Here is a 24,616-nt window from a genome sequence, read left to right on the forward strand (position 1 = left end):
TTCTTTGCGCGAGCAAAGAAAAGTAACTCGCCGCAAGGCGAAAGCTTTGCTTTTGCTGTTGTCGTTGCTGCGGCTGTTGCGTTTGGAAGCTTGAAAGCAACAGAAAAGGCTTTCGCCTGATGGCGAGCTACTTTGATCAGCCTTCGGCTACTCAGAAGCGCTTCTTAGCTTGTGCAAAGAAACGTAACCAAAGAAGCGCTCCACCACAGCCGAAGGCTGATCAAGCACACCTCGCCGTGGCTGCCGCGCCCGGGGGGCCATAAAGCAATAGCAACACCAGCCCGGGGCACGCGCAGCCCAAGCGAGACGCAGCGAGCCCCGAACTCCCGACTACGCCGAAACGCATCCCACCCTCTAGACTGCACCCATCGTCGGGGGGACTCGCCTTTGGTTTCCAGTTGGATCCTGCTGCTGGTATCGGTCGGCTATGCGGCGCTGCTGTTCGCGGTGGCGTGGTGGGGCGATCGCCGTCCGCTGTACCCGGAGCGGCCGTGGCTGCGGCCGGCGGTGTACAGCCTGGCGCTGGCCGTGTACTGCTCGTCGTGGACCTTTTACGGCGCGGTCGGCAGCGCGGTGCGCAACGGCGCCGGCTATCTGCCGATCTACCTGGGCCCGTTGCTGATGCTGCTGTTCGGCTGGCGCATCGTCGAGCGCCTGGCGCTGATCGCGCGCAGCGAGAACACCGTGTCCATCGCCGACTTCATCTCCTCGCGCTACGGCCGTTCGCGGCGCCTGGCCGCGCTGGTGGCGGTGATCGCCCTGATCGGCGTGGTGCCGTACCTGGCGCTGCAGTACAAGGCGGTGGCGATGAGCCTGCAGGTGCTCAGCGGCCAGTCCAGCGCCGGCGCGCCGTTCTACGCCGATCCCGCGCTGTACGTGGCCTTGGGCATGGCGCTGTTCGCCACGCTGTTCGGCACGCGGCAGGTCGATGCCACCGAGCACCACCACGGCATGATGCTGGCGATCGCGCTGGAGTCGGTGGTCAAGCTGCTGGCGATGGTGGCGGTGGGCGTGTTCGCCTATGTCTGGCTGTCCGCGCGCGACGGCGGCCAGGTGCTGGCGTCGACGCGCACGCTGTTCCAGAACACGCCGCCGGTGGGCTTCATCTCGCAGACCCTGCTCAGCTTCCTGGCGCTGGTGTGCCTGCCGCGGCAGTTCCACGTGGCGGTGGTGGAGTGCAGCGACATCGGCGACATCCGCAAGGCGCGCTGGCTGTTCGGCCTGTACCTGGTGCTGATCTCGGCGATGGTGGTGCCGATCGCCGCGGCCGGCATCGCGCTGTTCGGTGGCGGCGACGTGGCCGATGACAGCATTGTGCTGGCGCTGCCGCTGGCCGAAAGCCGCACCGCACTGGCGCTGGTCGCCTACGTCGGCGGCTTCTCCGCCGCCACCGGCATGGTCATCGTCTCCAGCATCGCGCTGGCGACGATGATCAGCAACGACCTGGTGATGCCGGTGCTGCTGCGCCGCCGCGGGCACCAGGCCGCCGGCGCCGACGTGGCCTCGAAGGTGCTGTGGATCCGCCGCCTGGCGATCCTGCTGCTGGCGCTGATCGCCTATGGCTACTACCGCAGCAGCAGCAACGACACCACGCTGGCCTCGTACGGGCTGATGGCCTTCGCCGCGGTGGCGCAGTTCGCGCCGGGGGTGATCGGCGGGCTGTACTGGCGTGGCGCCAGCCGCAAGGGCGTGGAGACCGGGATGGTACTGGGCTTCGCCACCTGGATCTACACGCTGTTGCTGCCGGCGCTGACCCAGGCTGGCTGGCTGGCGCCGGCCTGGTTGCTGGACGGGCCGTTCGGCATCTCCTGGCTGCGCCCGCAGCAGCTGTTCGGCATGAGCGGCTGGGACCAGCTGGCGCACGGCACGTTCTGGTCGCTGCTGGTCAACGTCGGCACGATGATGCTGGTGTCGGCGCGCTGGCGCCCGGGCCTGGACGAGCGCCTGCGCGCGGCACCGTTCCTGGAGCCGTACTCGCAGCGCCCGGCGGTGGCCGGAGACTGGCTGGGGCAGGTGCGCGTGGTCGACCTGCAGGCGCTGGCCGAACGCATGGTCGGCGAGCGTCACGCCCGTCGCGCCTTCGCCGAACAGGCGCAACTGCTTGGCCGCGAGCCGCAGCCCACCGCCGTGGCCGACCGCGTCTGGGTGCAGTTCACCGAGCGCCTGCTCGCCGCCTCGATCGGTGCGGCCTCCGCGCGCCTGGTGCTGACCAGCCTGCTGCGCGGCTCGGGCATGGACCTGGGCGAAGTGGTGGCGGTGCTCGACGAGGCCGGGCAGGAGCTGCGCTTCAACCGCGAGATCCTGTCCACCACGCTGGAGAACATCAGCGCCGGGGTCAGCGTGGTCGATCCGGCGATGCGCCTGACCGCGTGGAACCGCCGCTACCAGCAGATGTTCGGCTATCCCGACGGCATGCTCTACGTCGGCCGCCCGGTCGCCGACCTGATCCGCTACAACGCCGAGCGCGGCGAACTGGGCGGCGGCCAGGTGGAGGACCAGATCGCCCGCCGCATCGCGCACATGCGCGCCGGCACCCCGCACGTGTTCGAACGCACCCGCAGCGACGGCAAGGTGATCGAGATGCGCGGCCAGCCGCTGCCCGGCGGCGGCTACGTCACCAGCTACAACGACATCACCGACTACAAGCGCGCCGAGCAGGCGCTGCTCGAGGCCAACGAGACCCTGGAACAGCGCGTGGCCGAGCGCTCGCGCGAGGCCGAGCTGGCGCAGCAGTCCAAGACCCGCTTCCTGGCCGCGATCAGCCATGACGTGCTGCAGCCGCTCAACGCCGCGCGGCTGTTCGCCTCGGCCCTGCGCGACGCGCACCAGAACGAGGAGCAGCGGCATCTGGCCGAGCGCGTGGACGCCTCGCTGCGTGCGGCCGAGGAGCTGCTGGACGGCCTGCTCGACGTGTCGCGGCTGGATGCCGGCGGCCTGCGCCCGACCATCGAGGACGTCGATGCCGGCCTGCTGTTGCGCGAACTGGCCGCGCAGTACAGCCCGATCGCCGCCGGCCGCGGCCTGCGCCTGCACGTGTACGCGCGGCCGCTGTGGGTGCGCAGCGACCGCCGGCTGCTGCGCCGGGTGCTGCAGAATTTCCTCGCCAACGCGCTGCGCTACACCCGCCAGGGCCGCATCGTGCTGGGCATGCGCCGCCGCGGCGCGACGCTGGAACTGCAGGTCTGGGATACCGGCCCGGGCATCCCGCCGCACCACATGCAGCAGATCTTCGACGAGTTCCAGCGCTACCAGCAGCCATTCGACTGGGGCGAGCAGGGGCTGGGCCTGGGCCTGTCGATCTGCCAGCGCATCTCGCGCCTGCTCGGCCATGACCTGGATGCGCGCAGCCGCGTCGGCCACGGCAGCATGTTCTCCATCACCGTGCCGCGGGCGGCGCCGCCGCCGCAGGCGCAGCAACGCCCGCCGCGCGCCGCGGCCGCGGCCGACTCGCTGGCCGGGCTGCGCGTGCTGTGCGTGGACAACGACCAGGAAATCCTCGACGGCATGCGCGCGCTGCTCGGGCGCTGGCAGGTCGAGGTGATCTGCGCCAGCACCGTGGACGAGGCGCTGGCGCAGGCCGCGCGCGCGCCGCACGTGATGCTGGTCGACTACCACCTGCACGACCGGCTCGACGGCCTGGAGACCCTGGATGCGTTACGCGAGGCGATGCCCGGGCCGGTGGCCGGCGCGTTGCTCACCGCCGACGGCCGCGACGAACTGAAACTGCAGGCGCGCGAGCGCGGCTACCGGCTGCTGACCAAACCGGTCAAGCCGGCCTCGTTGCGCGCCTTCCTCACCGCCTACCACGATCCGATCTAGGAACCGTCGCGCGTCTTTGTAACGGCAATGTATGCACTCTGTGGCGGCCGCCGGCGCGGCCGGCGTGGCGCACGGCGCGGGCGGGCGGCTAAGGTGGCGGACCGCCCACGACCCGCCTGCGCATGACCTCCCTGGACACCACCGCGATGCCGTCGCTCCCGGACCTGCTGGCGGCGCTGGAGGCCGGCCAGGCACAGACGCTCGAACACGGTGCCCGCGCCTACCTGCGGCAGCACCCGGACGATGTGCTGGCCAGCAGCCTGCTGGCGATGAGCCTGCAGATGCAGGGCCAGCCGGCGCCGGCCGCCGCCGTGTACCGCAGGCTGGCCGAGCGCGAACCGCACGAGGTCGCGCACTGGAACAACCTCGGCACGGCGTTGCGCGAAGCCGGCGAACCCGGCCCGGCAGGCGAGGCCTATCTGCGCGCCTGCGCGCTGGCGCCGGACGATCCGCTGCCGCACCACAACCTGGGCCTGCTGGCGATGGACGCCGGCGACTACGCCGCGGCCCGCGAACACCTGCTCGATGCGCACGCGCTGGCGCCGCAGGCGCCGCCGCTGTGCGTGCACGCGGCGATGGCCTGCCACGAATGCGGCGACTTCCAGCGCGTGCAGGCGCTGATCGCCGGCTGGCGGCAGTGGCCGCCGCTGGACCCGGACACCACCGTGGAGCTGGCTTGGCTGTTGTCGCAGGGCGGCGAGACCGATGCGGCCTGCGGGCTGTTGCGCGCCTGCGCCGAGGGGCCGATGGCGCAGCCGGCCCGGGCCTGGTCGCGGTTGGTGCTGGTGCTCGAACGCGCCAACCGCTTGCCGCAGGCGCGGGAGGCCGCCGCGCAGCTGCCGCCGCCGGAGCGGATCGACGACCCCGACGTGCGCCAGGACGCCAGCAATGCGCTGGCGGTGCTGGCCATGCGCGATGGCCACTGGCCGCAGGCGCATGCGCTGCTGCGCGGGCTGCTGGCCACCGGCAGCGCGGTGGACCGGCGCAAGCAGAGCAACCTGTTCTTCGCCCTGGCGCGGGTCTGCGATCGCCTGGGCCTGTACGACCAAGCGCTGGACGCCTGCGCGCAGGGCCATGCCGGCCAGGTCGAGGGCCTGGCCGCACTGGTGCCGGAACTGGCGGCGGCGGATGCGCCGCCGCTGCCGGTCGCACGGCATCGCTGGGATCCGGCGCGCCATGCCGCGGCGCGGCCGGTGACGGCGCCGGCCATGCTGGATTCGCCGATCTTCGTGGTCGGCTTCCCGCGCTCGGGCACCACCTTGCTGGAGCAGATGCTCGACGCCCACCCGCAACTGGTGGCGATGGACGAGCGGCCGTTCCTGCAGGGGCTGGCCGATCGCCTGGAGGCGCGCGGCGTGGCCTGGCCGGACGGACTGGGCGAGCTCGACGATGCCGCCTGCGACGCGCTGCGCGCCGAGTACTGGCAGGCGGTGCGCGGGGTGGTGCAACTGCAGCCGGGCCAGCGCCTGATCGACAAGAACCCGCTGAACCTGCTGCGCCTGCCGCTGATCCGGCGCCTGTTCCCGGAGGCGCCGGTGATCCTGGCGCTGCGCCATCCCTGCGACGTGTTGCTGAGCTGCTACATGCAGGCGTTCCGCTCGCCGGCCTTCGCCCTGCTATGCGCCAGCCTGCCACGGCTGGCCCGCGGCTATGCCGACGCGATGGACTTCTGGCTGTATCACGCCGCCCTGCTGCAGCCGCGCACGCTGGAGTTGCGCTACGAGGACCTGGTCGCCGACCCGCAGGCGCAGGTGGCGCGCCTGGGGCAGTTCCTGCAACTGCCGCAACCGGAGCAACTGCTGGAGTACCAGCGGCATGCACAAGGCAAGGGCTTCATCAGCACGCCGAGCTATGCGCAGGTGGTGGAAGGCATCAACCGCAAGGCCCTGGACCGCTGGCACGCCTACCGGGACGCCTTCGCGCCGGTGCTGCCGGTGCTGCAACCGTTCCTGGATCGCTGGGACTACGCCGGCGGTTGAGTCGCGTGCGCTTGTCTGAACCGTTCCCGTCTGCCGGTTGAACGGCAAAAACGCAGTGCGCGTTGCACCCGGTTGTAGCGGCGTTTTTGTCAGCCGCTGGCGCACGCCGGCACACCGAAACAACACCCTTCTTATAAAAAACTAACAAGTGCCTGACGGTCCCGTAATGGACCGCTGGCCCGAGGCATCCATTTCACCCGCCGCGCCTTCGGTGCGTTCGGGACGTTCGCGCGCGGCGCACAGTGCCGGCGCTTGTCGCACATCACACGAGGTCTTCCCGATGTCCGTAGCAAAGAACAGACTCGCTCACGCCGTTTGCCTGGCCATGGCGACGCTTCCCGCCACGCTCTACGCGCAGAGCGCTGCACCGGCGGCGTCCGCGTCCGGCGATGCGCCGGTGACCCTGGACAAGCTGACCGTCACCGGTTCGCTGGTGCGTCGCGTGGATGTGGAGACCGCCAGCCCGGTCGCCGTGGTCGATCGCCAGCAGATCCAGCAGAGCGGCAAGCAGACCCTGGGCGACCTGTTGCAGGCGCTGCCCGGCATCGCCGGCGCCGCGACCAACCCGCAGGTCAACAATGGCGGCGGCGACGGCGCCTCGACCATCTCGCTGCGCGGCCTTGGCGACCAGCGCACGCTGATCCTGATCGACGGCCACCGCATCCAGAACAACGACGTCAACTCGATCCCGGCCAACATGATCGACCATGTCGAAGTGCTGAAGGTCGGCGCCTCGGCGATGTACGGCTCCGACGCGATCGGCGGCGTGGTCAACTTCATCCTGCGCAAGAACTTCGAAGGCGGCGAAGTCTCCGCCAACTACGGCCAGACCAGCCGCGGCGACGGCGCGCGCCAGGGCGGCAGCTTCACCTTCGGCAAGACCTGGGACCGCGGCAACGTCGTGGTCGGCCTGGACTACAACAAGCAGAAGGACGTCTCCAGCGCCAACCGCGCGTTCTCCAAGTACGCGATGTACCTGTCCAGCGGCAGCGTCTACAAGGGCGGTTCCAGCCGCACGCCCAGCGGCTACTACAAGCTGCCGGCGGCGACCCTGGCGGCCAACGGCTGCAGCGCCAACGGCGCGCTGACCAGCAACGGCAGCGGCGGCTACAAGTGCTACAGCGCCTCGGCCGACGCCTACAACTACCAGGCGGAGAACCTGCTGCTGACCCCGCAGCAGCGCGTCGGCGGCTTCGTGCTCGGCAGCTTCAACATCACCGACTCCATGCAGGCGTACGTCAACGCCTACCACAACCACACCATGTCGAACTTCGCGATCGCGCCGCTGCCGTTCGACGCGCAGAACGACGGCATCACCATCGCCGCCAACAACCCGTACAACCCGTTCGGCGTGGAATTCGGCCCCAACGGCTACGAGTTCCGTTCGCGCTTCACCACCCTGGGCCAGCGCGAAGGCTTCTACGACACCGCCACCGACCAGGACGTGATCGGCCTGAAGGGCGGCATCGGCGACAGCAGTTGGGTGTGGGACACCAACTTCAACTACGGTCACTATCGCCAGCGCAACTGGAGCCACGGCTACGTCGACTACGCCGCGCTGCAGAGCGCGATCGACAGCGGGCAGGTCAACATCTTCGACCAGAACAACGCCAACACCATCGCCTGGCTGAAGAGCAACGAATCGATTCCGCGCCAGGAAACCACCACCATCATGCGCCAGTGGGAAGCCAGCGCCAACGGTAGCCTGTGGGAGATGCCGGCCGGCGCCGCGCAGCTGGCGGTGGGCGCGCTGTACCGCAAGGAGAGCCTGAACTCCACGGTGTCGGCCAATGCGCTGATCAACAGCGACAACACCTGCGCGGTCTCCTCCGAAGCGTGCTCCTCGCCGCTGAGCGGCAGCTTCAACGTCAAGGAGGCGTACGCCCAGCTGTTCGTGCCGGTGCTGGAGCAGTCCTCCCCGGTCGGCGCGCTCAACCTGACCCTGAGCGACCGCTACTCCGACTACAGCAGCGTGCGCTCGGGCAACAACAGCGCCTCGTTCCAGGTGGAATGGCGTCCGATCCACGACCTGATGGTGCGCGGCACCGCGGCGCAGGTGTTCCGTGCGCCGACGATCAGCGACATCTACCAGGGCCCGACCGCCGACTCGCCGAACTTCGTCGATCCGTGCATCGGCTACAGCGGCAGCGGCCACGCCAATGCCTGCGCCGGCGTGCCGGCCGGCTGGAACGGCTCGGGCCTGTCGCAGACCAACGGCATCGTGTCCGGGTCCAGCTATGTCGGTTATCAGCTCAAGCCGGAGAAGGGCACCTCCTTCGACTACGGCCTGGTCTACAGCCCCGAGTACGTGCCGGGCCTGTCGGTCAACCTCGACTGGTGGAAGGTCAAGCTCAACGACCTGATCCAGTCGATCTCCGCGCAGACCGTGGCCGACCTCTGCTACAACGACGACAACAGCCCGTACTGCAGCTACATCCACCGCTACGGCGCGGGTACCGTCAGCGCCGGCAACATCAACTACATCCAGACGCCGGTCGTGAACATCGGCAAGCTCAACACCCAGGGCATCGACCTCGGCGCCAACTACGTGCTGCCGGAGACCGCGTTCGGCAAGTTCACCGTGGCCGTGGACAGCACCTACCTGCACCGCTACGACATCGACACCGGAGACACGGTGGTGCACATGGCCGGCCGCTACAACTCGTCCTACGGCAACTACACGCACTGGCGCGCGCACGCCCAGGTCGGCTGGAAGCTGGGCAACTGGGATGCGAGCTGGACCACCCGCTGGATCGGCAAGGTGCAGGTCGGCAGTGGCGACCTGAGCCAGAACATGTCCGCCGATGCGGCGTTCAAGGGCGTGGTGCTGGACTACGGCAGCTACATGTACCACAACCTGCAGGTGGGCTACGACATGGCCGGGGCCAACCTGCGCCTGGACCTGGGCGTGGACAACCTGACCAACAAGCAGCCGCCGGTCATGTACCAGAACAACGTGTTGAACGCGAACACCGACGTGAGCACCTACGACACGCTCGGCCGCTACTACTGGATGCGGGCCACCTACCGCTTCTGAGTGGAGCCGGCGCCGCCCGCACACGCGGGCGGCGCCGGAGCGTGCGACACGGCGCGCCCCTCCGGGCGCGCCGTTCTGCTGCGGGGGCAGCATGCCGATGTGCCTGAACCACACCGACCTGCGCCACTACGTCCGCGTCTACGACGGGGCACTGGAGCCGGGCTTCTGCGCGCAACTGATCGCGCAATTCGAACACAGCGCCGCCCAGCACAGCCGCAATGGCGCCGGCCAGCGCGCCGGGCTGGACGACAGCGCCTGGACCGAACTCAACGTCACCCGTCTCGCCGATCCCGCGTTCCAGGGCTTTTTCATCGAGCAGGTGCGCGCGGCGCTGGCCCGCTACAACGCCGAGCTCGGGCTGTCCGCCGAAGTGCCGTGGCGCCCACGCCTGGCCGACCTGCGGATCAAGCGCTACCGCGCCGATGCCGGCGAACGCTTCCAGCCGCACTTCGACGCCTGCGACGCGGAGACCGGCCGCTACCTGGTGTTCCTGTGGTACCTCAACGACGTGGCCGAGGGCGGGCATACCCGCTTCCTCGACCTGGACCTGGAGGTCGCCCCGCGCGCCGGGCGCCTGCTGGTGTTCCCGCCGTACTGGATGTTCCTGCACGCCGGCCTGCCGCCGCGCAGCGGCGACAAGTACATCCTGTCCACCTATCTCGAATTCACCGCCAAGCCGGCCTGACCCAGGACGCCGTCAATGCGGGATGGGCACGCACGTCACCGCACATCCCCACTCCCGAATCCCGAATCCCGGCCGCACCAGCGCCCCGTCGATCAACCTGCACCATGCAGATGCTCGAACAGGATGGTGCTGCCGATCGCGATCAGCAGCGCGCCGCCGACGATCTCGGCGCGCTTGCCGGCGAGCGTGCCGAGCGCGCGGCCGAGCATGATGCCCAGGGTGACCATGGTCAGCGTGCACAGGCCGATGATCGCCGCGACCTCGACGATGTTCACGTCGAGGAAGGCCAGGCCGACGCCGACCGCCATCGCGTCGATGCTGGTGGCAAAGCCGGTGGCGGCCAGGTTCCAGAAGCCGTGGCGCTTGGGCGCGGCGTCCTCGGGCGCGTCGGTCTCCGGCTTGAGGCCGGCGACGATCATGTGCACGCCCAGCGCGCCGAGCAGGCCGAAGGCGATCCAGTGGTCGAAGGCGACCACGTACTTGGCCGCGGCCTGGCCCAGCGCCCAGCCCAGCGCCGGGGTCAGCGCCTCGATGCAGCCGAAGATCAGGCCGGCGCGCAGCGCATCGGCCCAGCGCGGCCGCTGCATCGCCGCGCCCTTGCCGACCGCCGCGGCGAAGGCGTCGGTCGACATGGCGATGCCGAGCAGCAGAATCGAAAGAAACGACATGGGGAACCGTACCGGGACAGGCGACAACGACGAGCGCGCGCGCCCGGCCGTCGCCTTGCGCACTCGCCGCTGGTCTCGCCAACCGAACTGGCTGCCCGTACCACGGCGCATCGGCCGAGTCTGTTGATACGGGCGCTGTCCGCACCGGGCGGACAGCAGGCTACTCCCCAAGGGGACGCGCAGTCTAACAGTCGCCAACTGCAGCGAACATCCCTGGAACGCACGCGAACCTGCAGCTTCTCTTCTTAGCATCGGCTATAGCGGCACGTGCTGGCGGGCGTCCCGTGCGGGACGTCGCGGCGGCCAGGTGCGGCGGCGATCGTGCGGCGCGCTGGATGTTGTCGCTGCGTCCTGTACACGCCTGTCGTGCACGCCCGTCGCTGCGGGCGACCGTCGCTTCTGCGCTGTCGGCATTCGTGCGCTGCGTGCCGGCGCCCACACCGCGCGCTGCGCTGCAGCGTGTTGCCGCCGCCGCGGCGCGACTACACTGGCCACGCTTCAGGTGCCTGGTCGTCGCAAGATGCGCCGGGTGAAACGGGAAGCCGGTCCGATGCCGGCGCTGCCCCCGCAACGGTAGGCGAGAACACCCGACAACAGACCACTGCGCAAGCGGGAAGGTGTCGGGGTAATGCGATCGCGCATTGCTCGCAAGCCCGGAGACCGGCCTGACGCGGACGTCCTGCGACGTTCTTTCTCGGGTGTTGCGGTGGGCAACCTGACGAGCCGAACGACGTCGGGGCCCTGCGCCGCGCGTTCGCTTGTCCTGTCCATCGCCGCCCGCCCGGTGGTGATGCGATGAGGAGACAGGACCCGTGAACCAGATGACCCGGACCCGCGCCGAGGTGGCGACCGTCAAGCTCTTGATCGACGGCGCGTTCGTCGAATCCAGCAGCAGCCAATGGCGCGAGGTGGTCGATCCGGCGACCCAGGACGTGCTCGCACGCGTGCCCTTCGCCACCGTCGCGGAAGTCGACGCCGCCGTGGCCGCCGCGCAACGCGCGTTCGCCAGCTGGCGCAAGACGCCGATCGGCGTCCGCGCGCGGATCTTCCTCACCTACCAGCAGCTGATCCGGGCGCACATGGGCGAGCTGGCGGCGATCCTCACCCGCGAGCAGGGCAAGACCCTGGCCGACGCGGAAGGCGATGTCTTCCGCGGCCTGGAAGTGGTGGAACAGGCCGCGGCGATCGGCAACCTGCAACTGGGCGAACTGGCCAACAACGTCGCCAACGGCGTGGATACCTACACGCTGCTGCAGCCGCTGGGCGTGTGCGCCGGCATCACCCCGTTCAATTTCCCGGCGATGATTCCGCTGTGGATGTTCCCGATGGCCATCGCCACCGGCAACACCTTCGTGCTCAAGCCGTCCGAGCAGGATCCGCTGGTGACCATGCGGCTGGTCGAACTGGCCTTGCAGGCGGGCGTGCCCAAGGGCGTGCTGAACGTCGTCCATGGCGGCGCCGAGGTGGTCGATGCACTGTGCGACCACGCCGACATCAAGGCGCTGTCGTTCGTCGGCTCCACCAAGGTCGGCACCCACGTGTACCAGCGCGCGGCGCTGGCCGGCAAACGCGTGCAATGCATGATGGGCGCCAAGAACCACGCGGTGGTGTTGCCGGATGCGCCGCGCGCGCAGACCCTCGACGCGCTGGTGGGCGCGGCCTTCGGCGCCGCCGGCCAGCGTTGCATGGCAGCCTCGACGGTGGTGCTGGTCGGCGAGGCGCAGCAGTGGATTCCCGACCTGGTGGCCAGGGCGCAGACACTGAAGGTCAACGCCGGCAGCGAACCCGGCACCGACCTGGGCCCGGTGATCTCGCGCAGCGCGCGCGAGCGCATCGAAGCGTTGATCGCCGCCGGCATCGCCGAGGGCGCGACGCTGGAACTGGACGGGCGCAACCCGACGGTGCCCGGTTTCGCGCACGGCAACTTCGTCGGCCCGACGATCTTCTCCGGGGTCGCACCGGGCATGCGCATCTACGACGAAGAGATCTTCGGCCCGGTGCTGGTGATCCTGGAGGCGGCCACGCTGGAGGACGCGATCGCCCTGGTCAACGCCAATCCGAACGGCAACGGCACGGCGCTGTTCACCCAATCCGGCGCCGCCGCACGCAGGTTCCAGGAGGAGATCGACGTCGGCCAGGTCGGCATCAACGTGCCGATCCCGGTGCCGGTGCCGCTGTTCTCCTTCACCGGGTCGCGCGCCTCCAAGCTCGGCGACCTCGGCCCCTACGGCAAGCAGGCGGTGCAGTTCTACACGCAGACCAAGACCGTCACCGCGCGCTGGTTCGACGACGCCGGCGCCGGCCAGGGCGTCAACACCACGATCCGCCTGTCGTGATGGCCACGGCGATGCAGTGGCCGCTGGAGCAGCCGGCCGATGCCGGCCTGGACGAGGCGCAGCGCGCCTATCGCGAGGCCGCGCGCGGCTTCGCCCAGGCCGAACTGGCGCCGCACGCGGCGCGCTGGGATGCGGACGGGATCTTCCCGCGCGAGGCGATCGGCCGGGCCGGCGAACTCGGTTTCTGCGGCCTGTACGTGGACGAGGACGCCGGCGGCAGCGGACTGTCGCGCCTGGATGCGGCGATCGTGTTCGAGGAACTGGCCGCGGTCGATCCGTCCACCGCCGCCTTCATCAGCATCCACAACATGGCCACCTGGATGCTGACCCGTTTCGCCACGCCGGCGGTGCGCAAGGACTGGGGCGCGGCGCTGGCCAGCGGCCGCAAGCTGGCCTCGTACTGCCTGACCGAACCCGGCGCGGGGTCCGACGCGGCCGCGCTGAAGACCCGCGCGGTGCGCGATGGCGACGGCTACCGCATCGACGGCAGCAAGGCCTTCATTTCCGGCGCCGGCGCGACCGACCTGCTGGTGGTGATGGCGCGCACCGGCGAGGACGGCGCGCGCGGCATCAGCGCCTTCGCGGTGCCGGCCGATGCGGCGGGAATCGGCTACGGGCGCAACGAGGACAAGCTGGGCTGGCACAGCCAGCCGACCCGCGCGGTGAGCTTCGACGGCGTGCGCGTGCCGCTGGCGCATCGCCTGGGCGAGGAGGGCGAGGGCTTCCGCATCGCGATGCGCGGCCTCGACGGCGGCCGCCTCAACATCGCCGCGTGCTCGCTGGGCGCGGGGCAGGGCGCGCTGGACGCGGCGCGGCGCTATCTGGGCGAGCGTCGCCAGTTCGGCAAGAAGCTCGCCGAGTTCCAGGCCCTGCAGTTCACCCTGGCCGACATGGCCACGCAACTGGTCGCTGCGCGGCAGATGGTGCACACCGCTGCGCGCAAGCTCGATGCCGGCGCCCGCGATGCGACGGTGTGGTGCGCGATGGCCAAGCGCTTCGCCACCGATGCGGGCTTTTCGATCTGCAACGACGCGCTGCAGCTGCATGGCGGTTACGGCTACATCCGCGAGTATCCGGTCGAACGCCTGCTGCGCGACAGCCGCGTGCACCAGATCCTGGAGGGCACCAACGAAATCATGCGCGTGATCGTCGCGCGCCACCTGCTGAACACCGAAGAGGAATTGCGATGAGCGTTGCCGACACCTCCTACCGCAACCGGGACTGGACCGGGCTGGGCCTGCAGATCGACGGCCACACCGCCGTGGTCACCCTGTCCAATCCGCCGGCCAACACCTGGACCGTGCAGAGCCTGCGCGCGCTAGGCGAGCTGGTCGGCGCGCTGGACGCGGATCGCGAGATCTATGCCCTGGTACTGGTCGGTGCCGGCGAGAAGTTCTTCAGCGCCGGTGCCGACCTCAACCAGTTCGCCGACGGCGACAAGGCGCTGGCGCGCGAGGCGGCGCGGCGTTTCGGCGAGGCCTTCGAGGCGCTGAGCGGATTCCGCGGCGTCAGCATCGCCGCGATCAACGGCTATGCGATGGGCGGCGGACTCGAAGCGGCCTTGGCCTGCGACCTGCGCATTGCCGAGGCGCAGGCGCAGATGGCCCTGCCCGAGGCGACGGTGGGCCTGCTGCCCTGCGCCGGCGGCACCCAGCACCTGCCGCGGCTGGTCGGCGAGGGTTGGGCCAAGCGCATGATCCTGCTCGGCGAACGCGTCGATGCCGAGACCGCGCTGCGGATCGGCCTGGTCGAAGAGGTGGTGCCGACCGGGCAGGCGCTGGCGCGCGCGCTGGAGTGGGCGGCCAAGGCGGCGCGGCAGAGTCCGATCAGCGTGGCCGCGGCCAAGCGCCTGGTGCAGGCGACCCGCACGCAGTCGCATGCGAGCGCATTGGTCAGCGAACGCGAGGCGTTCGTGGACCTGTTCGACAGCGCCGACCAGGCCGAGGGCGTCAATGCCTTCCTCGGCAAGCGCGCCCCTGTATGGAGCAACGCGTGAGCGCCTCCGCTGCCGACGATGCCGCGGTGCTGTTCGAGATGCGGGCCGCGGGCGATGGCCGTCGCATCGGGATCGCCACGCTCAATGCGCCGCGCACCCTCAACGGGCTGTCGCTGGAGATGGCGCGCCTGCTGGATGCGCAACTGACGCAATGGGCGCAGGACCCGACGCTGGCGCTGGTGGTGCTGCAGGGCGCGGGCGAGAAGGCGTTCTGCGCCGGCGGCGACCTCCATGGCCTGTATCGCGGGATGCGTGAGCGTGTCGCGCACGGCACTACCACGCCGGCGGACCCGCGCGGCGATGCGCACGCCGAGGCCTTCTTCGAAACCGAGTACCGCCTCGACTACCGCATCCACACCTTCCCCAAGCCGGTGCTGTGCTGGGGCCACGGCATCGTGATGGGCGGCGGGATCGGGCTGATGGCGGGCGCCAGCCACCGCGTGGTCGGCGAACGGTCCCGGCTCGCCTTCCCCGAGATCAGCATCGGCCTGTTCCCCGACGTCGGCGGCAGCTGGCTGCTGTCGCGGGTGCCGGCGCAGGCGGGCCTGTTCCTGGCGCTGACCGGCGCGCCGCTCGGTGCCGGCGATGCGATCTACGCTGGCATGGCCGATGTGCACGTGCCGGAGGCCGCGCGCGCGGCGGTGCTGGCCGCCCTGCAGGAGACGCCTTGGCCGGCCGCTGCGCAGGACACGGCGCGCGCGCTGGACGCGCTGCTGGCCCGCTTCGCCACGCCGGCGCCGGCCGGTCCGTTGCAGCGGCACGCCGCGGCGATCGCCGATGCCTGCGCGCATCCCACGCTGGACGCGGTGGTGGCGGCGATCGCCGGCCTCGATGCCGCCGACCCATGGATCGCGACGGCACAGGCCACGCTGGCCGCCGGCGCGCCGGGCTCGGCACGGCTGGCCTTCGAACTGCAGCGGCGCGCCGCATCGCTGTCCTTGGCCGAGGTGTTCCGCCAGGAGTACACCGTGGCCCTGCACTGCACCGCGCATGGCGACTTCGCCGAAGGCATCCGCGCGTTGCTGATCGACAAGGACCGCGCCCCGCGCTGGCAGCCGGCCACCCTCGACGCCGCGTCCGCGGCGTGGGCGCGCGACTTCTTCCATGCGCCCTGGCCGGCGCAGGCCCACCCCCTGGCCGATCTCGGCCGTCACACGGAGACCCGCGCATGAGCCGGATCGCCTTCATCGGCCTGGGCAACATGGGCGGCCCGATGGCCGTCAACCTGGTCAGGGCCGGGCACGTGGTGCGCGTGTTCGACCTCAACCCCGCCGCCCTCGCGGCCGCCGCCGCCGCCGGCGCGCACGCCGCCGACAGTGCGGTGGCCGCGGTCGCCGAGGCCGAGGTGGTGATCTCGATGCTGCCGGCCAGCCGCCACGTCGAAGCCCTGTTCCTCGGTACGGAGGGACTGCTCGCGCACATTCCCGCGGGCGCCCTGCTCATCGACAGCAGCACGATTGCGCCCGCCTCGGCGCGCACGCTGGCCGCCGCGGCAGTGGCGCGTGGCCTGCAGCCGCTGGATGCGCCGGTGTCCGGCGGTACCGCCGGCGCCGCCGCGGGCACCTTGACCTTCATCGTCGGCGGCGCGGCCGCCACCCTGGAGCGCGCGCGCCCAGTGCTGGAGGCGATGGGCCGCAACATCTTCCACATGGGCGAGGCCGGTGCCGGGCAGGTCGCCAAGCTCTGCAACAACATGGCGCTGGGGGTGATCATGGCCGCGACCGCCGAAGCGCTGGCGCTGGGCGCGGCGCATGGCCTGGATCCGGCGGCGCTGTCGCGGATGATGGCGGTCAGCACCGGCCGCAGCTGGGCCACCGAGGTCTGCAACCCATGGCCGGGCGTGCTGGACCAGGCGCCGGCCTCGCGCGGCTACCGCGGCGGCTTCGGCAGCGACCTGATGCTCAAGGACCTGGGCCTGGCGGCGGAAGCGGCGATGGCCACCGGCGCGGCGATCCCGCTCGGCGAACTGGCGCGCAACCTGTACGCGCTGAACCGCCGCCAGGGCCGCGGCGCCCTGGATTTCTCCAGCGTCGTCCAGCTGCTCGCGGAGGCGCCATGAGCACTGTCCGCGAGCGCCTGACCCTGCCCGGCGGCAGTGGACGCCTGCTGCTGCACTCGTGCTGCGCGCCGTGCTCGGGCGAGCTGATGGAATCGTTCGTGGAGTCCGGCATCGACTACACGGTGTTCTTCTACAACCCCAACATCCACCCGGCCAGGGAATACGAGCTGCGCAAGCAGGAGAACATCCGCTTCGCCGAGCAACATGGCGTGCCCTTCGTCGATGCCGACTACGACACCGACAATTGGTTCGCGCGTGCCCGGGGCATGGAGAACGCCCCCGAGCGCGGCATCCGCTGCACCATGTGCTTCGACATGCGCTTCGAGCGCACTGCGCTGTATGCGCACGAGCACGGCTATGCGGTGATGACCAGTTCGCTGGGCATTTCGCGCTGGAAGGACATGCGCCAGATCACCGACAGCGGCATCCGCGCGGCCGCACCGTACCCGGACCTGACCTACTGGGACTACAACTGGCGCAAGCACGGCGGCGCCGCGCGCATGGTCGAGATCAGCAAGCGCGAGCGCTTCTACCAGCAGGAGTACTGCGGTTGCGTGTATTCGCTGCGCGACACCAATCGCCACCGCCGCGCGCAGGGCCGCGAGCGGATCAAGCTCGGCGTGCTGTTCTATGGCGACGACGAGGGCAAGCCGTCGGACTGAGCCTCGCCTGCAGGCCGGACACCGGCGCGGGACCGCGATGCGGCGCGCCACGTGCACCTTGGCGCGCGGGAGGGCGGAGCGGTAGACGCAAACCGGGGCCGCGCGAGCGCTGCCGGCTCAGTCCTCTTCCGGCGGCAGCACGATGGCGTCGCTGTCGATGGCCAGCTTGCCGGCCAGCAGCACCGCCTGGGTGCGGTTGGTGACGCCGAGCTTGCGCAGGATCGCGGTGACGTGCGCCTTGATCGTGGCCTCGGACACGCCCAGGTCGTAGGCGATCTGCTTGTTGAGGCTGCCGGCGCCGAGCATCTGCAGCACGCGGAACTGCTGCGGGGTCAGTTCGCGCAGGCGCTGGCCGACCTCGCGCTCGGCGCGGTCGGTGGGCGGCACGTTGTGCGCTTCCGGCGGCGCCCAGTGTTCGCCGTCCAGCACCGTGCCCAGGGCCAGGCCGATGGTGTCCGAATCGGCCGACTTGGGAATGAAGCCGAACGCGCCGTGGTCCAGCGCGCGCCGCATCACCGTCGGCTCCTCGCGCGCGGACACCACCACCACCGGCAACTGCGGATGCAGCGCGCGCATGTGCACCAGCGCGCTGAAGCCCTGCGCGCCGGGCATGTTGAGATCCATCAGCAGCAGATCGGCATCGGCATGGCGCTCGGCCAGCGCGTACAGCGTCTCGACACTGTCGGCCTCGTACAACTGCACCCCGGGCATCACCCGCTGCACCGCCCCGCGCAGCGCCTCGCGGAACAGGGGATGGTCGTCGGCGATCAGCAGGGTGGGCATTTGGAAGGCCGGGAGTGGGGAACCGGGAATGGGGAATGGCAACGGCAAAAGCAACGGCAAAAGCAACGCGTCGGGCGCCTGCGTGAATGAAGCGACGGGGAATGGCTTTTTCCATTCCCCATTCTCGATTCCCCATTCCCGGCGCGCGTAGCGCGCTAGCGCGCGAGCCGTTCGTTCACCAACGAATCCACCACCGACGGATCGGCCAGGGTCGAGGTGTCGCCGAGTTGGTCGGGGGCGTTCTCGGCGATCTTGCGCAGGATGCGGCGCATGATCTTGCCCGAGCGGGTCTTGGGCAGGCCGGGCGCCCACTGCAGGTGGTCGGGGGCGGCGATCGGGCCGATCTCCTTGCGCACCCAGGCCACCAGTTCCTTGTGCAGGGCCTCGCTCGGCTGTTCTTCGGCGACCAGGGTCACGTAGGCGTAGATGCCCTGGCCCTTGATGTCGTGCGGGAAGCCGACTACCGCCGCCTCGGCGACCTTGGGGTGGGCCACCAGCGCGCTCTCCACCTCGGCGGTGCCGATGCGATGGCCGGAGACGTTGATGACGTCGTCGACGCGGCCGGTGATCCAGTAGTAGCCGTCGGCATCGCGGCGGCAGCCGTCGCCGGTGAAGTAGCTGCCGGGGTAGGTGCGGAAGTAAGTGTCGATGAAGCGCTGGTGGTCGCCGTAGACGGTGCGCATCTGCCCCGGCCAGGAATCGCGCAGCACCAGATTGCCCTCGGTGGCGCCTTCCAGGATCTCGCCGTCGGCGCTGACCAGCGCCGGCTGCACGCCGAAGAACGGCAGCGTGGCCGAGCCGGGCTTGAGGTCGATGGCGCCGGCCAGCGGGGTGATCAGGATGCCGCCGGTCTCGGTCTGCCACCAGGTGTCCACGATCGGGCAGCGGCCATCGCCGACCACGTCGTAGTACCAGCGCCAGGCTTCGGGATTGATCGGCTCGCCGACGCTGCCGAGCAGGCGCAGACTCGTGCGCGCGGTCTTCTTCACCGGCGCCTCGCCCTCGCGCATCAGCGCGCGGATCGCGGTCGGGGCGGTGTAGAAGATCGTCACCTGGTGCTTGTCGATGACCTCCCAGAAGCGCGACACGCTCGGGTAGTTGGGCACGCCCTCGAACATCAGCGCGGTGGCGCCGTTGGCCAGCGGCCCGTAGACGATGTAGCTGTGGCCGGTGACCCAGCCGACGTCGGCGGTGCACCAGTAGATGTCGTCCTCGCGCAGGTCGAACACGGTCTCGTGGGTGTAGGCCGCGTACAGCAAGTAGCCGGCGGTGGTATGCAGCACGCCCTTGGGCTTGCCGGTGGAACCGGAGGTGTAGAGGATGAACAGCGGGTCCTCGGCGTTCATGCGCTCGGGTTCGCATTCGGCCGGCTGGCTGTCGACCACGTCGTGGAACCAGCGGTCGCGCGGGGCCTGCATGTCCACCGCGCCGCCGGTGTGGCGCACCACCAGCACGGTTTCCACGCTGGTGGTGCCGGGCAGCTTCAGCGCCGCGTCCACGTTGGCCTTGAGCGGGATCTTCTTGCCCCCGCGCAGGCCTTCGTCGGCGGTGATGATCAGCTTGCTGCCGCAGTCGATCACCCGGTCGGCGATCGAGTTGGGCGCAAAGCCGCCGAACACCACCGAGTGGATCGCGCCGATGCGCGCGCAGGCCAGCATTGCCACTGCCGCGTCGGGGATCATCGGCAGGTAGATGGTGACGCGGTCGCCCTTCTGCACGCCCAGTGCGCGCAGCGCGTTGCCGAGCCGGCACACGCGCTCGTACAGCTCGCGATAGGTGACGCGGTAGGACGGCGCGTCCGGGCTATCCGGCTCGAACAGCAGCGCGGTCTTGTCGCCGCGGGTGGCCAGTTGCCGGTCCAGGCAGTTGACGCTGGCGTTGAGTTCGCCGTCGTCGAACCAGCGGATGTGGAAGTCGTCCAGGGCGAAGCTGACGTCCTTGATGCGGGTCGGCTTCTTGAACCAGTCCAGGCGCTCGGCCACCTTGCCCCAGAACGCCTCCGGCTGTTCCACCGATGCCTTGTACTGGGTCTGGTACTGGGTCTTGTCGACCCGCGCACGGGCGGCGAACTGCGGATCGACGGGATAGAGATCGGCCATGGTTCCCTCTGCAATGAACGGGGCGCCGCATGCGGCGGCGCGTCAACGCGCAGTGTGCCGCATCCGGCGTCAGGCGCACACGCGTCGGGCCTTAGACGATGGTCGTAACTCAGCCGACGTTCGACTAATGGCCAATAGGCGCGGCCGGCGCGCTCGCGCACGCTGGGCTACGGCCGTGCGCATGCGTGCGGCCATCCATTATTCGGGAGGGAGTAATGAGCAACCGCATCGCATCCTTGGCGCGCCGCCCGTTGGCGGCCGCGCTCTTGGTGGCCCTGGTCGCGCCTGGCGCGGCCTTCGCCCAAGGCAAACCCTCGGCGCGCGAACAGGCGCTGGAGACCCGCGTGGCCGAGCTGGAGCGGCAGGTGCAGCAACTGCTGTCCGCGCAGCAACAGCAACAGGGGCAGATCACGCAGACCCAGACCGAGGTCGCCGCGGTCCGCTCCAGCCAGGCCGCGCCGCCGCCGGCACCCCCGGCACCGCCGGCCGGCAAGGCGCCGATCCAGGTCACCACCATCACCCCGGGCGCGGCGCCCGGCACCACGTTCAAGGTCGGCGGCTTCATCAAGGCCGACTTCCTGGCCACCCGCACCGGCGACGGCCAACTCGCCGACGATGCCACCGGCCGCGCGCTGTACCTGCCCGGGCAGACCCCGGTGGGCGGCGCCAAGTCCGGCACCGACTACAACGCCCACGCCAAGTTCTCGCGGATCAACTTCGGCGTGGACAGCGTCACCGAGGGCGGCAACAAGGCCGGCGCGCTGGTGGAACTGGACTTCTTCGGCAACGCGCTGGGCACCCAGACCGCCACCAACACCTACGGCGCCACCCTGCGCCACGCCTACATGTACTGGAACCACTGGCTGGCCGGCCAGACCTGGTCCAACTTCATGGACCCGGCGGCGCTGCCGGAAGCGGCCGATTTCATCGGCCCCACCGACGGCGTGGTGTTTGTGCGCCAGGCGCAGCTGCGCTATACCAACGGCGGCTTCAGCATCGCCCTGGAGAACCCGGAAACCACCCTGTACACGCGCAGCGCGGCCGGCGTGGTCAGCACCGCCAGCTCCGACCGTGGCGCGCTGCCGGACCTGACCGTGCGCTACGGCTGGAAGGGCGACTGGGGCAGCTTCGGCGTCGCCGGCGTGGTCGGCCAGCAGAAGGTCGACAACCGCGCCACCGGCGCCGACGCCAGCAAGGCCTCCGGCGGCCTGACCCTGGGCGGCAAGTGGGTGGCCAGCGACAGCGACAGCCTGTTCTACCAGCTCACCGGCGGCGAAGGCATCGGCCGCTACATCGGCCTGGGCATCGCCCAGAACGCGGTGTACGACGCGGCCGATCGCGACCTGGACACGGTCGGGGTGGTCGCCGGCTACGTCGGCTGGCGGCATGCGTTCTCGCCCAAGCTGCGCACCAACCTGATCTACGCGCGCAGCGACTACGACAACGACACCGCGCGCACCGGCCTGGGCGTGACCAAAAGCGTGCAGAGCATCCGCGGCAACGTCTTCTATTCGCCGTTGCCCAAGGTCGATATCGGCGCCGAGCTGATGTACGGCAAGCGCGAGATCGAAAGCGGCGCCAAGGGCGACATCACCCGCCTGCAGTTCACCACCAAGTACAGCTTCTGATCCGCGCTGCGGTCACTACCCCGGAGGCACCACATGACCCTCTCCAACGACGCGCTGATCGCCAAGATCGACGCCAATCCGAAGTACCACGCGCTCAAGCGCCAGCGCAACGCGCTGGGCTGGACGCTGACCATCCTGATGCTGCTGGCCTACTTCGGCTTCATCGGCCTGATCGCCTTCGACAAGGCGTTCCTGGCCCAGCCGATGGGCAGCGGCGTCACCACCATCGGCATTCCGATCGCGATCGGGGTGATGGTCTTCACCATCGCCATCACCGCCATCTACGTGCGTCGCGCCAACACCGTGTACGACCAGCTGACCGCCGACATCCTCGAGGACGCCCGCCAATGAGCAAGCACCTGCGCTTCCTTCTGCTGCTGCTGGCCGCGCTGCTGCCGGCCGGCGCGGCCCTGGCCGCCGGCGGCGATGTCGGCCAGACCGACAAGCAGCCGACCAACTGGGTGGCGATCGGGATGTTCGCCTTCTTCGTCGCCGGCACCCTGTGGATCACCAAGTGGGCGGCGAAGAAGACCCGCTCGGCGTCCGATTTCTACACCGCCGGCGGCGGCATCACCGGCTTCCAGAACGGCCTGGCGATCGCCGGCGACTACATGTCGGCGGCCTCGTTCCTGGGCATCACCGCGGCGGTGATGACCAATGGCTACGACGGCCTGATCTACGCCATCGGCTTCCTGGTCGGCTGGCCGATCCTGACCTTCCTGATGGCCGAGCGCCTGCGCAACCTCGGCAAGTACACCTTCGCCGACGTGGCCGGCTACCGCTTCGCGCCGACCGCGATCCGCACCTTCGCCGCCTCCGGCACGCTGGTGGTGGTGCTGTTCTACCTGATCGCGCAGATGGTCGGCGCCGGCGCGCTGATCAAGCTGCTGTTCGGCCTGGACTACTGGGTGGCGGTGAGCCTGGTCGGCGTGCTGATGATGGTCTACGTGCTGTTCGGCGGCATGACCGCCACCACCTGGGTGCAGATCATCAAGGCGGTGCTGCTGCTGACCGGCGTGACGTTCATGGCGGTGGCGATCATGTGGCACTTCAACTTCAGCTTCGAGGCGCTGTTCGCCGAGGGCGTGCGGGTGAAGACCGCGGTGGCGGCCAACGGCGGCGCCTCGCCGGAAGAGGCGGCCAGCGCCGGCCTGTCGATCATGGGCCCGGGCGGCTTCGTCAAGGATCCGATCTCGGCGATCTCCTTCGGCATGGCGCTGATGTTCGGTACCGCCGGCCTGCCGCACATCCTGATGCGCTTCTTCACCGTCCCCGACGCCAAGCAGGCGCGCAAGTCGGTGCTGTGGGCCACCACCTGGATCGGCTACTTCTACATCCTGATCTTCATCATCGGCTTCGGCGCCATCGCCCTGGTGCTGACCAACCCGCAGTTCGCCGACGTCGCCACCGGCACCATCCACGGCGGCAAGGGCGCGGCCAACATGGCGGCGGTGCTGGTCGGCAATGCGGTGGGCGGCAACGTGTTCATGGGCTTCATCTCCGCGGTGGCCTTCGCCACCATCCTGGCGGTGGTCGCCGGCCTGACCCTGTCCGGCGCCTCGGCGGTGTCCCACGACCTGTACGCCACGGTGATCAAGAAGGGCAATCCGGCCCCCGGCTCGGAACTGAAGGTGTCGCGCGTCACCACCATCGCCCTGGGCGTGATCGCGGTGCTGCTGGGCATCGTGTTCGAGAAGCAGAACGTGGCCTTCATGGTGTCGCTGGCCTTCGCCATCGCCGCATCGGCCAACTTCCCGGTGCTGATCCTGTCCTTGCTGTGGAAGAACTGCACCACCCGCGGCGCGGTGATCGGCGGCTTCCTGGGCCTGATCTCCTCGCTGGTGCTGACCGTGCTGTCGCCGTCGGTATGGGTGGACACGCTGGGCAACCCGACCGGCTCGGCGCCGTTCCCGTACACCTCGCCGGCGCTGTTCTCGGTGACCATCGGCTTCGTCGGCATCTGGCTGTTCTCGGTGCTGGACCGCAGCGCGCAGGCCGGCAAGGAACGTGCCGCGTTCAAGGCGCAGCAGATCCGCGCCGAGACCGGGCTGGGCGCCTCGCGCGGGTCGGGGCACTGAGCATCGACACGGCTGTCATCGACAGGACGCCGGCCTCGTGCCGGCGTCCTGCGTTGGAGCGATCGCGACGTTGTCGGCATCAGCATCTGCGCCTGCCGATCTGAGGCGCTGACCGAGTGCCGGCGCGCGCTGGTCGCCGCACGCTGGCGTCACGGCCATGTGGCCGATGACGAGGCAAGACGATGACACGCCCATTGAATCCGCAGGAATTCCAGGTCGCCGACAAAGCGCTGGCAAACGCCGTGGCCCTCTGCAACCACGTCCTCGGGCTGTCCGATCAGGCGCTCGCCGGCCTGGTCGGCAAGCATTTCGACAGCCGCGGCACCCCCGCGCATCTGGACGGCTACCGTCGGGACTACCGACAGATCGTCGAGGCGCTGCAGCGGCTGGACCGCACGACCGCGTTCGAGTTCGACGAGCACGAGGCCGAGGACACGATCGCGTACGTGTGGCCGAACAATCCGCAGCGCATCTACCTGTGCGCGGCATACTTCACCCTGGATGCGGTGGAGCAGGCGGGGACCCTGGTTCACGAGGCGTCGCACTGGGCGGTGGTGCGGGGCACCGACGACCATGCTTATGGCGAGCGGCAGGTCCGTGCGCTGTCCTATACGCTCAAGCGCAACACCGCCGATGCCTACGAGTTGCTGGTCGAGGACCTGGCACGGACGGGCGGATGACGGCGGCAGCGCAGTGCTGAGTTGCCGCAGGCGACGCCGGCCCAAGGGCCGGCGTCGTCGTCTGTGCGGCGAGGCGGCGTTACCATGACCGCCCGCTGCCTTCGTCG

Annotated in this window: 17 protein-coding genes and 1 riboswitch; of the genes, 14 read left to right on the top strand and 3 right to left on the bottom strand. The window is 69.8% G+C overall.

Features of this window, described 5'->3' with window-relative positions:
• Positions 1-387: 387 nt before the first annotated feature.
• From Q7W82_RS03475 to Q7W82_RS03490, 4 genes are all read left to right on the top strand, one after another.
• Positions 388-3,819 (top strand): PAS domain-containing hybrid sensor histidine kinase/response regulator, encoded by a 3,432-nt coding sequence (locus Q7W82_RS03475; protein ID WP_242157391.1) that lies wholly within the window; start codon positions 388-390, stop codon positions 3,817-3,819.
• 122 nt (positions 3,820-3,941) lie between these two features.
• On the top strand, positions 3,942-5,798 hold the full coding sequence (locus Q7W82_RS03480; protein WP_242157357.1) for a sulfotransferase: 1,857 nt from the start codon (positions 3,942-3,944) through the stop codon (positions 5,796-5,798).
• A gap of 325 nt (positions 5,799-6,123) precedes the next feature.
• Positions 6,124-8,835 (top strand): TonB-dependent receptor, encoded by a 2,712-nt coding sequence (locus Q7W82_RS03485; RefSeq protein ID WP_242157356.1) that lies wholly within the window; start codon positions 6,124-6,126, stop codon positions 8,833-8,835.
• A 97-nt stretch (positions 8,836-8,932) separates the two neighbouring features.
• Complete coding sequence (locus Q7W82_RS03490; RefSeq protein ID WP_242158368.1) at positions 8,933-9,520, top strand: 2OG-Fe(II) oxygenase; 588 nt, start codon at positions 8,933-8,935, stop codon at positions 9,518-9,520.
• Positions 9,521-9,612: 92 nt separating this feature from the next.
• Here Q7W82_RS03490 and Q7W82_RS03495 read toward each other — a convergent pair whose 3' ends face one another.
• Positions 9,613-10,188 (bottom strand): manganese efflux pump MntP family protein, encoded by a 576-nt coding sequence (locus Q7W82_RS03495; RefSeq protein WP_242082790.1) that lies wholly within the window; start codon positions 10,186-10,188, stop codon positions 9,613-9,615.
• Between the two features lie 483 nt (positions 10,189-10,671).
• Positions 10,672-10,872, top strand: a riboswitch (cobalamin riboswitch).
• A gap of 137 nt (positions 10,873-11,009) precedes the next feature.
• On the opposite strand from Q7W82_RS03495, the gene Q7W82_RS03500 reads away from it, so the two are divergent.
• The 6 genes from Q7W82_RS03500 to Q7W82_RS03525 are packed head-to-tail and all read left to right on the top strand — an operon-like array spanning position 11,010 to position 17,241.
• Positions 11,010-12,524 (top strand): CoA-acylating methylmalonate-semialdehyde dehydrogenase, encoded by a 1,515-nt coding sequence (locus tag Q7W82_RS03500; RefSeq protein ID WP_242158366.1) that lies wholly within the window; start codon positions 11,010-11,012, stop codon positions 12,522-12,524.
• Positions 12,525-12,535: 11 nt separating this feature from the next.
• Positions 12,536-13,714 (top strand): acyl-CoA dehydrogenase family protein, encoded by a 1,179-nt coding sequence (locus Q7W82_RS03505; protein WP_242158350.1) that lies wholly within the window; start codon positions 12,536-12,538, stop codon positions 13,712-13,714.
• The gene (locus Q7W82_RS03510) at positions 13,711-14,520 is read left to right on the top strand and encodes an enoyl-CoA hydratase (protein WP_242157347.1); all 810 of its coding nucleotides are present in this window, start codon (positions 13,711-13,713) and stop codon (positions 14,518-14,520) included. Before Q7W82_RS03505 ends, Q7W82_RS03510 begins: the two co-directional genes overlap by 4 nt.
• Entirely contained in the window at positions 14,505-15,692 is a 1,188-nt protein-coding gene (locus Q7W82_RS03515) for an enoyl-CoA hydratase/isomerase family protein (RefSeq protein WP_242157336.1), read from the top strand. Before Q7W82_RS03510 ends, Q7W82_RS03515 begins: the two co-directional genes overlap by 16 nt.
• Entirely contained in the window at positions 15,689-16,579 is an 891-nt protein-coding gene (gene mmsB, locus Q7W82_RS03520; protein WP_242157334.1) for a 3-hydroxyisobutyrate dehydrogenase, read from the top strand. The genes Q7W82_RS03515 and mmsB overlap by 4 nt, the downstream gene beginning before the upstream one ends.
• Positions 16,576-17,241 (top strand): epoxyqueuosine reductase QueH, encoded by a 666-nt coding sequence (locus tag Q7W82_RS03525; protein WP_242157332.1) that lies wholly within the window; start codon positions 16,576-16,578, stop codon positions 17,239-17,241. Before mmsB ends, Q7W82_RS03525 begins: the two co-directional genes overlap by 4 nt.
• Before the next feature lie 117 nt (positions 17,242-17,358).
• On the opposite strand, the gene Q7W82_RS03530 is transcribed toward Q7W82_RS03525, so the two are convergent.
• Positions 17,359-18,024: a response regulator transcription factor gene (locus tag Q7W82_RS03530; RefSeq protein WP_242157330.1), complete on the bottom strand. Its 666-nt coding sequence runs from the start codon at positions 18,022-18,024 to the stop codon at positions 17,359-17,361.
• Between the two features lie 155 nt (positions 18,025-18,179).
• The gene (gene acs, locus Q7W82_RS03535; RefSeq protein ID WP_209230359.1) at positions 18,180-20,123 is read right to left on the bottom strand and encodes an acetate--CoA ligase; all 1,944 of its coding nucleotides are present in this window, start codon (positions 20,121-20,123) and stop codon (positions 18,180-18,182) included.
• 215 nt (positions 20,124-20,338) lie between these two features.
• Between acs and Q7W82_RS03540 the strand changes: the two genes are divergently transcribed.
• The 4 genes from Q7W82_RS03540 to Q7W82_RS03555 all read left to right on the top strand — a co-directional run bounded on the left by Q7W82_RS03540 (position 20,339) and on the right by Q7W82_RS03555 (position 24,509).
• Positions 20,339-21,751, top strand: a complete 1,413-nt coding sequence (locus tag Q7W82_RS03540; RefSeq protein ID WP_242157328.1) for a DcaP family trimeric outer membrane transporter — start codon at positions 20,339-20,341, stop codon at positions 21,749-21,751.
• A gap of 33 nt (positions 21,752-21,784) precedes the next feature.
• Positions 21,785-22,102: a DUF485 domain-containing protein gene (locus tag Q7W82_RS03545; protein ID WP_160969548.1), complete on the top strand. Its 318-nt coding sequence runs from the start codon at positions 21,785-21,787 to the stop codon at positions 22,100-22,102.
• Entirely contained in the window at positions 22,099-23,829 is a 1,731-nt protein-coding gene (locus tag Q7W82_RS03550) for a cation acetate symporter (RefSeq protein ID WP_242157326.1), read from the top strand. Before Q7W82_RS03545 ends, Q7W82_RS03550 begins: the two co-directional genes overlap by 4 nt.
• A gap of 194 nt (positions 23,830-24,023) precedes the next feature.
• Positions 24,024-24,509, top strand: a complete 486-nt coding sequence (locus tag Q7W82_RS03555) for a M35 family metallo-endopeptidase (protein WP_242157323.1) — start codon at positions 24,024-24,026, stop codon at positions 24,507-24,509.
• Positions 24,510-24,616 lie beyond the last annotated feature (107 nt).

Origin of the sequence: Xanthomonas indica, assembly GCF_040529045.1 — a bacterium.
Lineage (GTDB): Bacteria > Pseudomonadota > Gammaproteobacteria > Xanthomonadales > Xanthomonadaceae > Xanthomonas_A > Xanthomonas_A indica.

Bases quoted from the DNA above. Each gene is read 5' to 3' on its own strand.
- Q7W82_RS03505 (WP_242158350.1), top strand. From the start codon at position 12,536: ATGCAGTGGCCGCTGGAGCAGCCGGCCGATGCCGGCCTGGACGAGGCG.
- Q7W82_RS03495 (WP_242082790.1), bottom strand. From the start codon at position 10,188: ATGTCGTTTCTTTCGATTCTGCTGCTCGGCATCGCCATGTCGACCGAC.
- Q7W82_RS03530 (WP_242157330.1), bottom strand. From the start codon at position 18,024: ATGCCCACCCTGCTGATCGCCGACGACCATCCCCTGTTCCGCGAGGCG.
- Q7W82_RS03545 (WP_160969548.1), top strand. From the start codon at position 21,785: ATGACCCTCTCCAACGACGCGCTGATCGCCAAGATCGACGCCAATCCG.
- Q7W82_RS03540 (WP_242157328.1), top strand. From the start codon at position 20,339: ATGAGCAACCGCATCGCATCCTTGGCGCGCCGCCCGTTGGCGGCCGCG.
- Q7W82_RS03510 (WP_242157347.1), top strand. From the start codon at position 13,711: ATGAGCGTTGCCGACACCTCCTACCGCAACCGGGACTGGACCGGGCTG.
- acs (WP_209230359.1), bottom strand. From the start codon at position 20,123: ATGGCCGATCTCTATCCCGTCGATCCGCAGTTCGCCGCCCGTGCGCGG.
- Q7W82_RS03490 (WP_242158368.1), top strand. From the start codon at position 8,933: ATGTGCCTGAACCACACCGACCTGCGCCACTACGTCCGCGTCTACGAC.
- Q7W82_RS03500 (WP_242158366.1), top strand. From the start codon at position 11,010: ATGACCCGGACCCGCGCCGAGGTGGCGACCGTCAAGCTCTTGATCGAC.
- Q7W82_RS03525 (WP_242157332.1), top strand. From the start codon at position 16,576: ATGAGCACTGTCCGCGAGCGCCTGACCCTGCCCGGCGGCAGTGGACGC.
- Q7W82_RS03485 (WP_242157356.1), top strand. From the start codon at position 6,124: ATGGCGACGCTTCCCGCCACGCTCTACGCGCAGAGCGCTGCACCGGCG.
- Q7W82_RS03480 (WP_242157357.1), top strand. From the start codon at position 3,942: ATGACCTCCCTGGACACCACCGCGATGCCGTCGCTCCCGGACCTGCTG.
- Q7W82_RS03550 (WP_242157326.1), top strand. From the start codon at position 22,099: ATGAGCAAGCACCTGCGCTTCCTTCTGCTGCTGCTGGCCGCGCTGCTG.
- Q7W82_RS03515 (WP_242157336.1), top strand. From the start codon at position 14,505: ATGGAGCAACGCGTGAGCGCCTCCGCTGCCGACGATGCCGCGGTGCTG.
- mmsB (WP_242157334.1), top strand. From the start codon at position 15,689: ATGAGCCGGATCGCCTTCATCGGCCTGGGCAACATGGGCGGCCCGATG.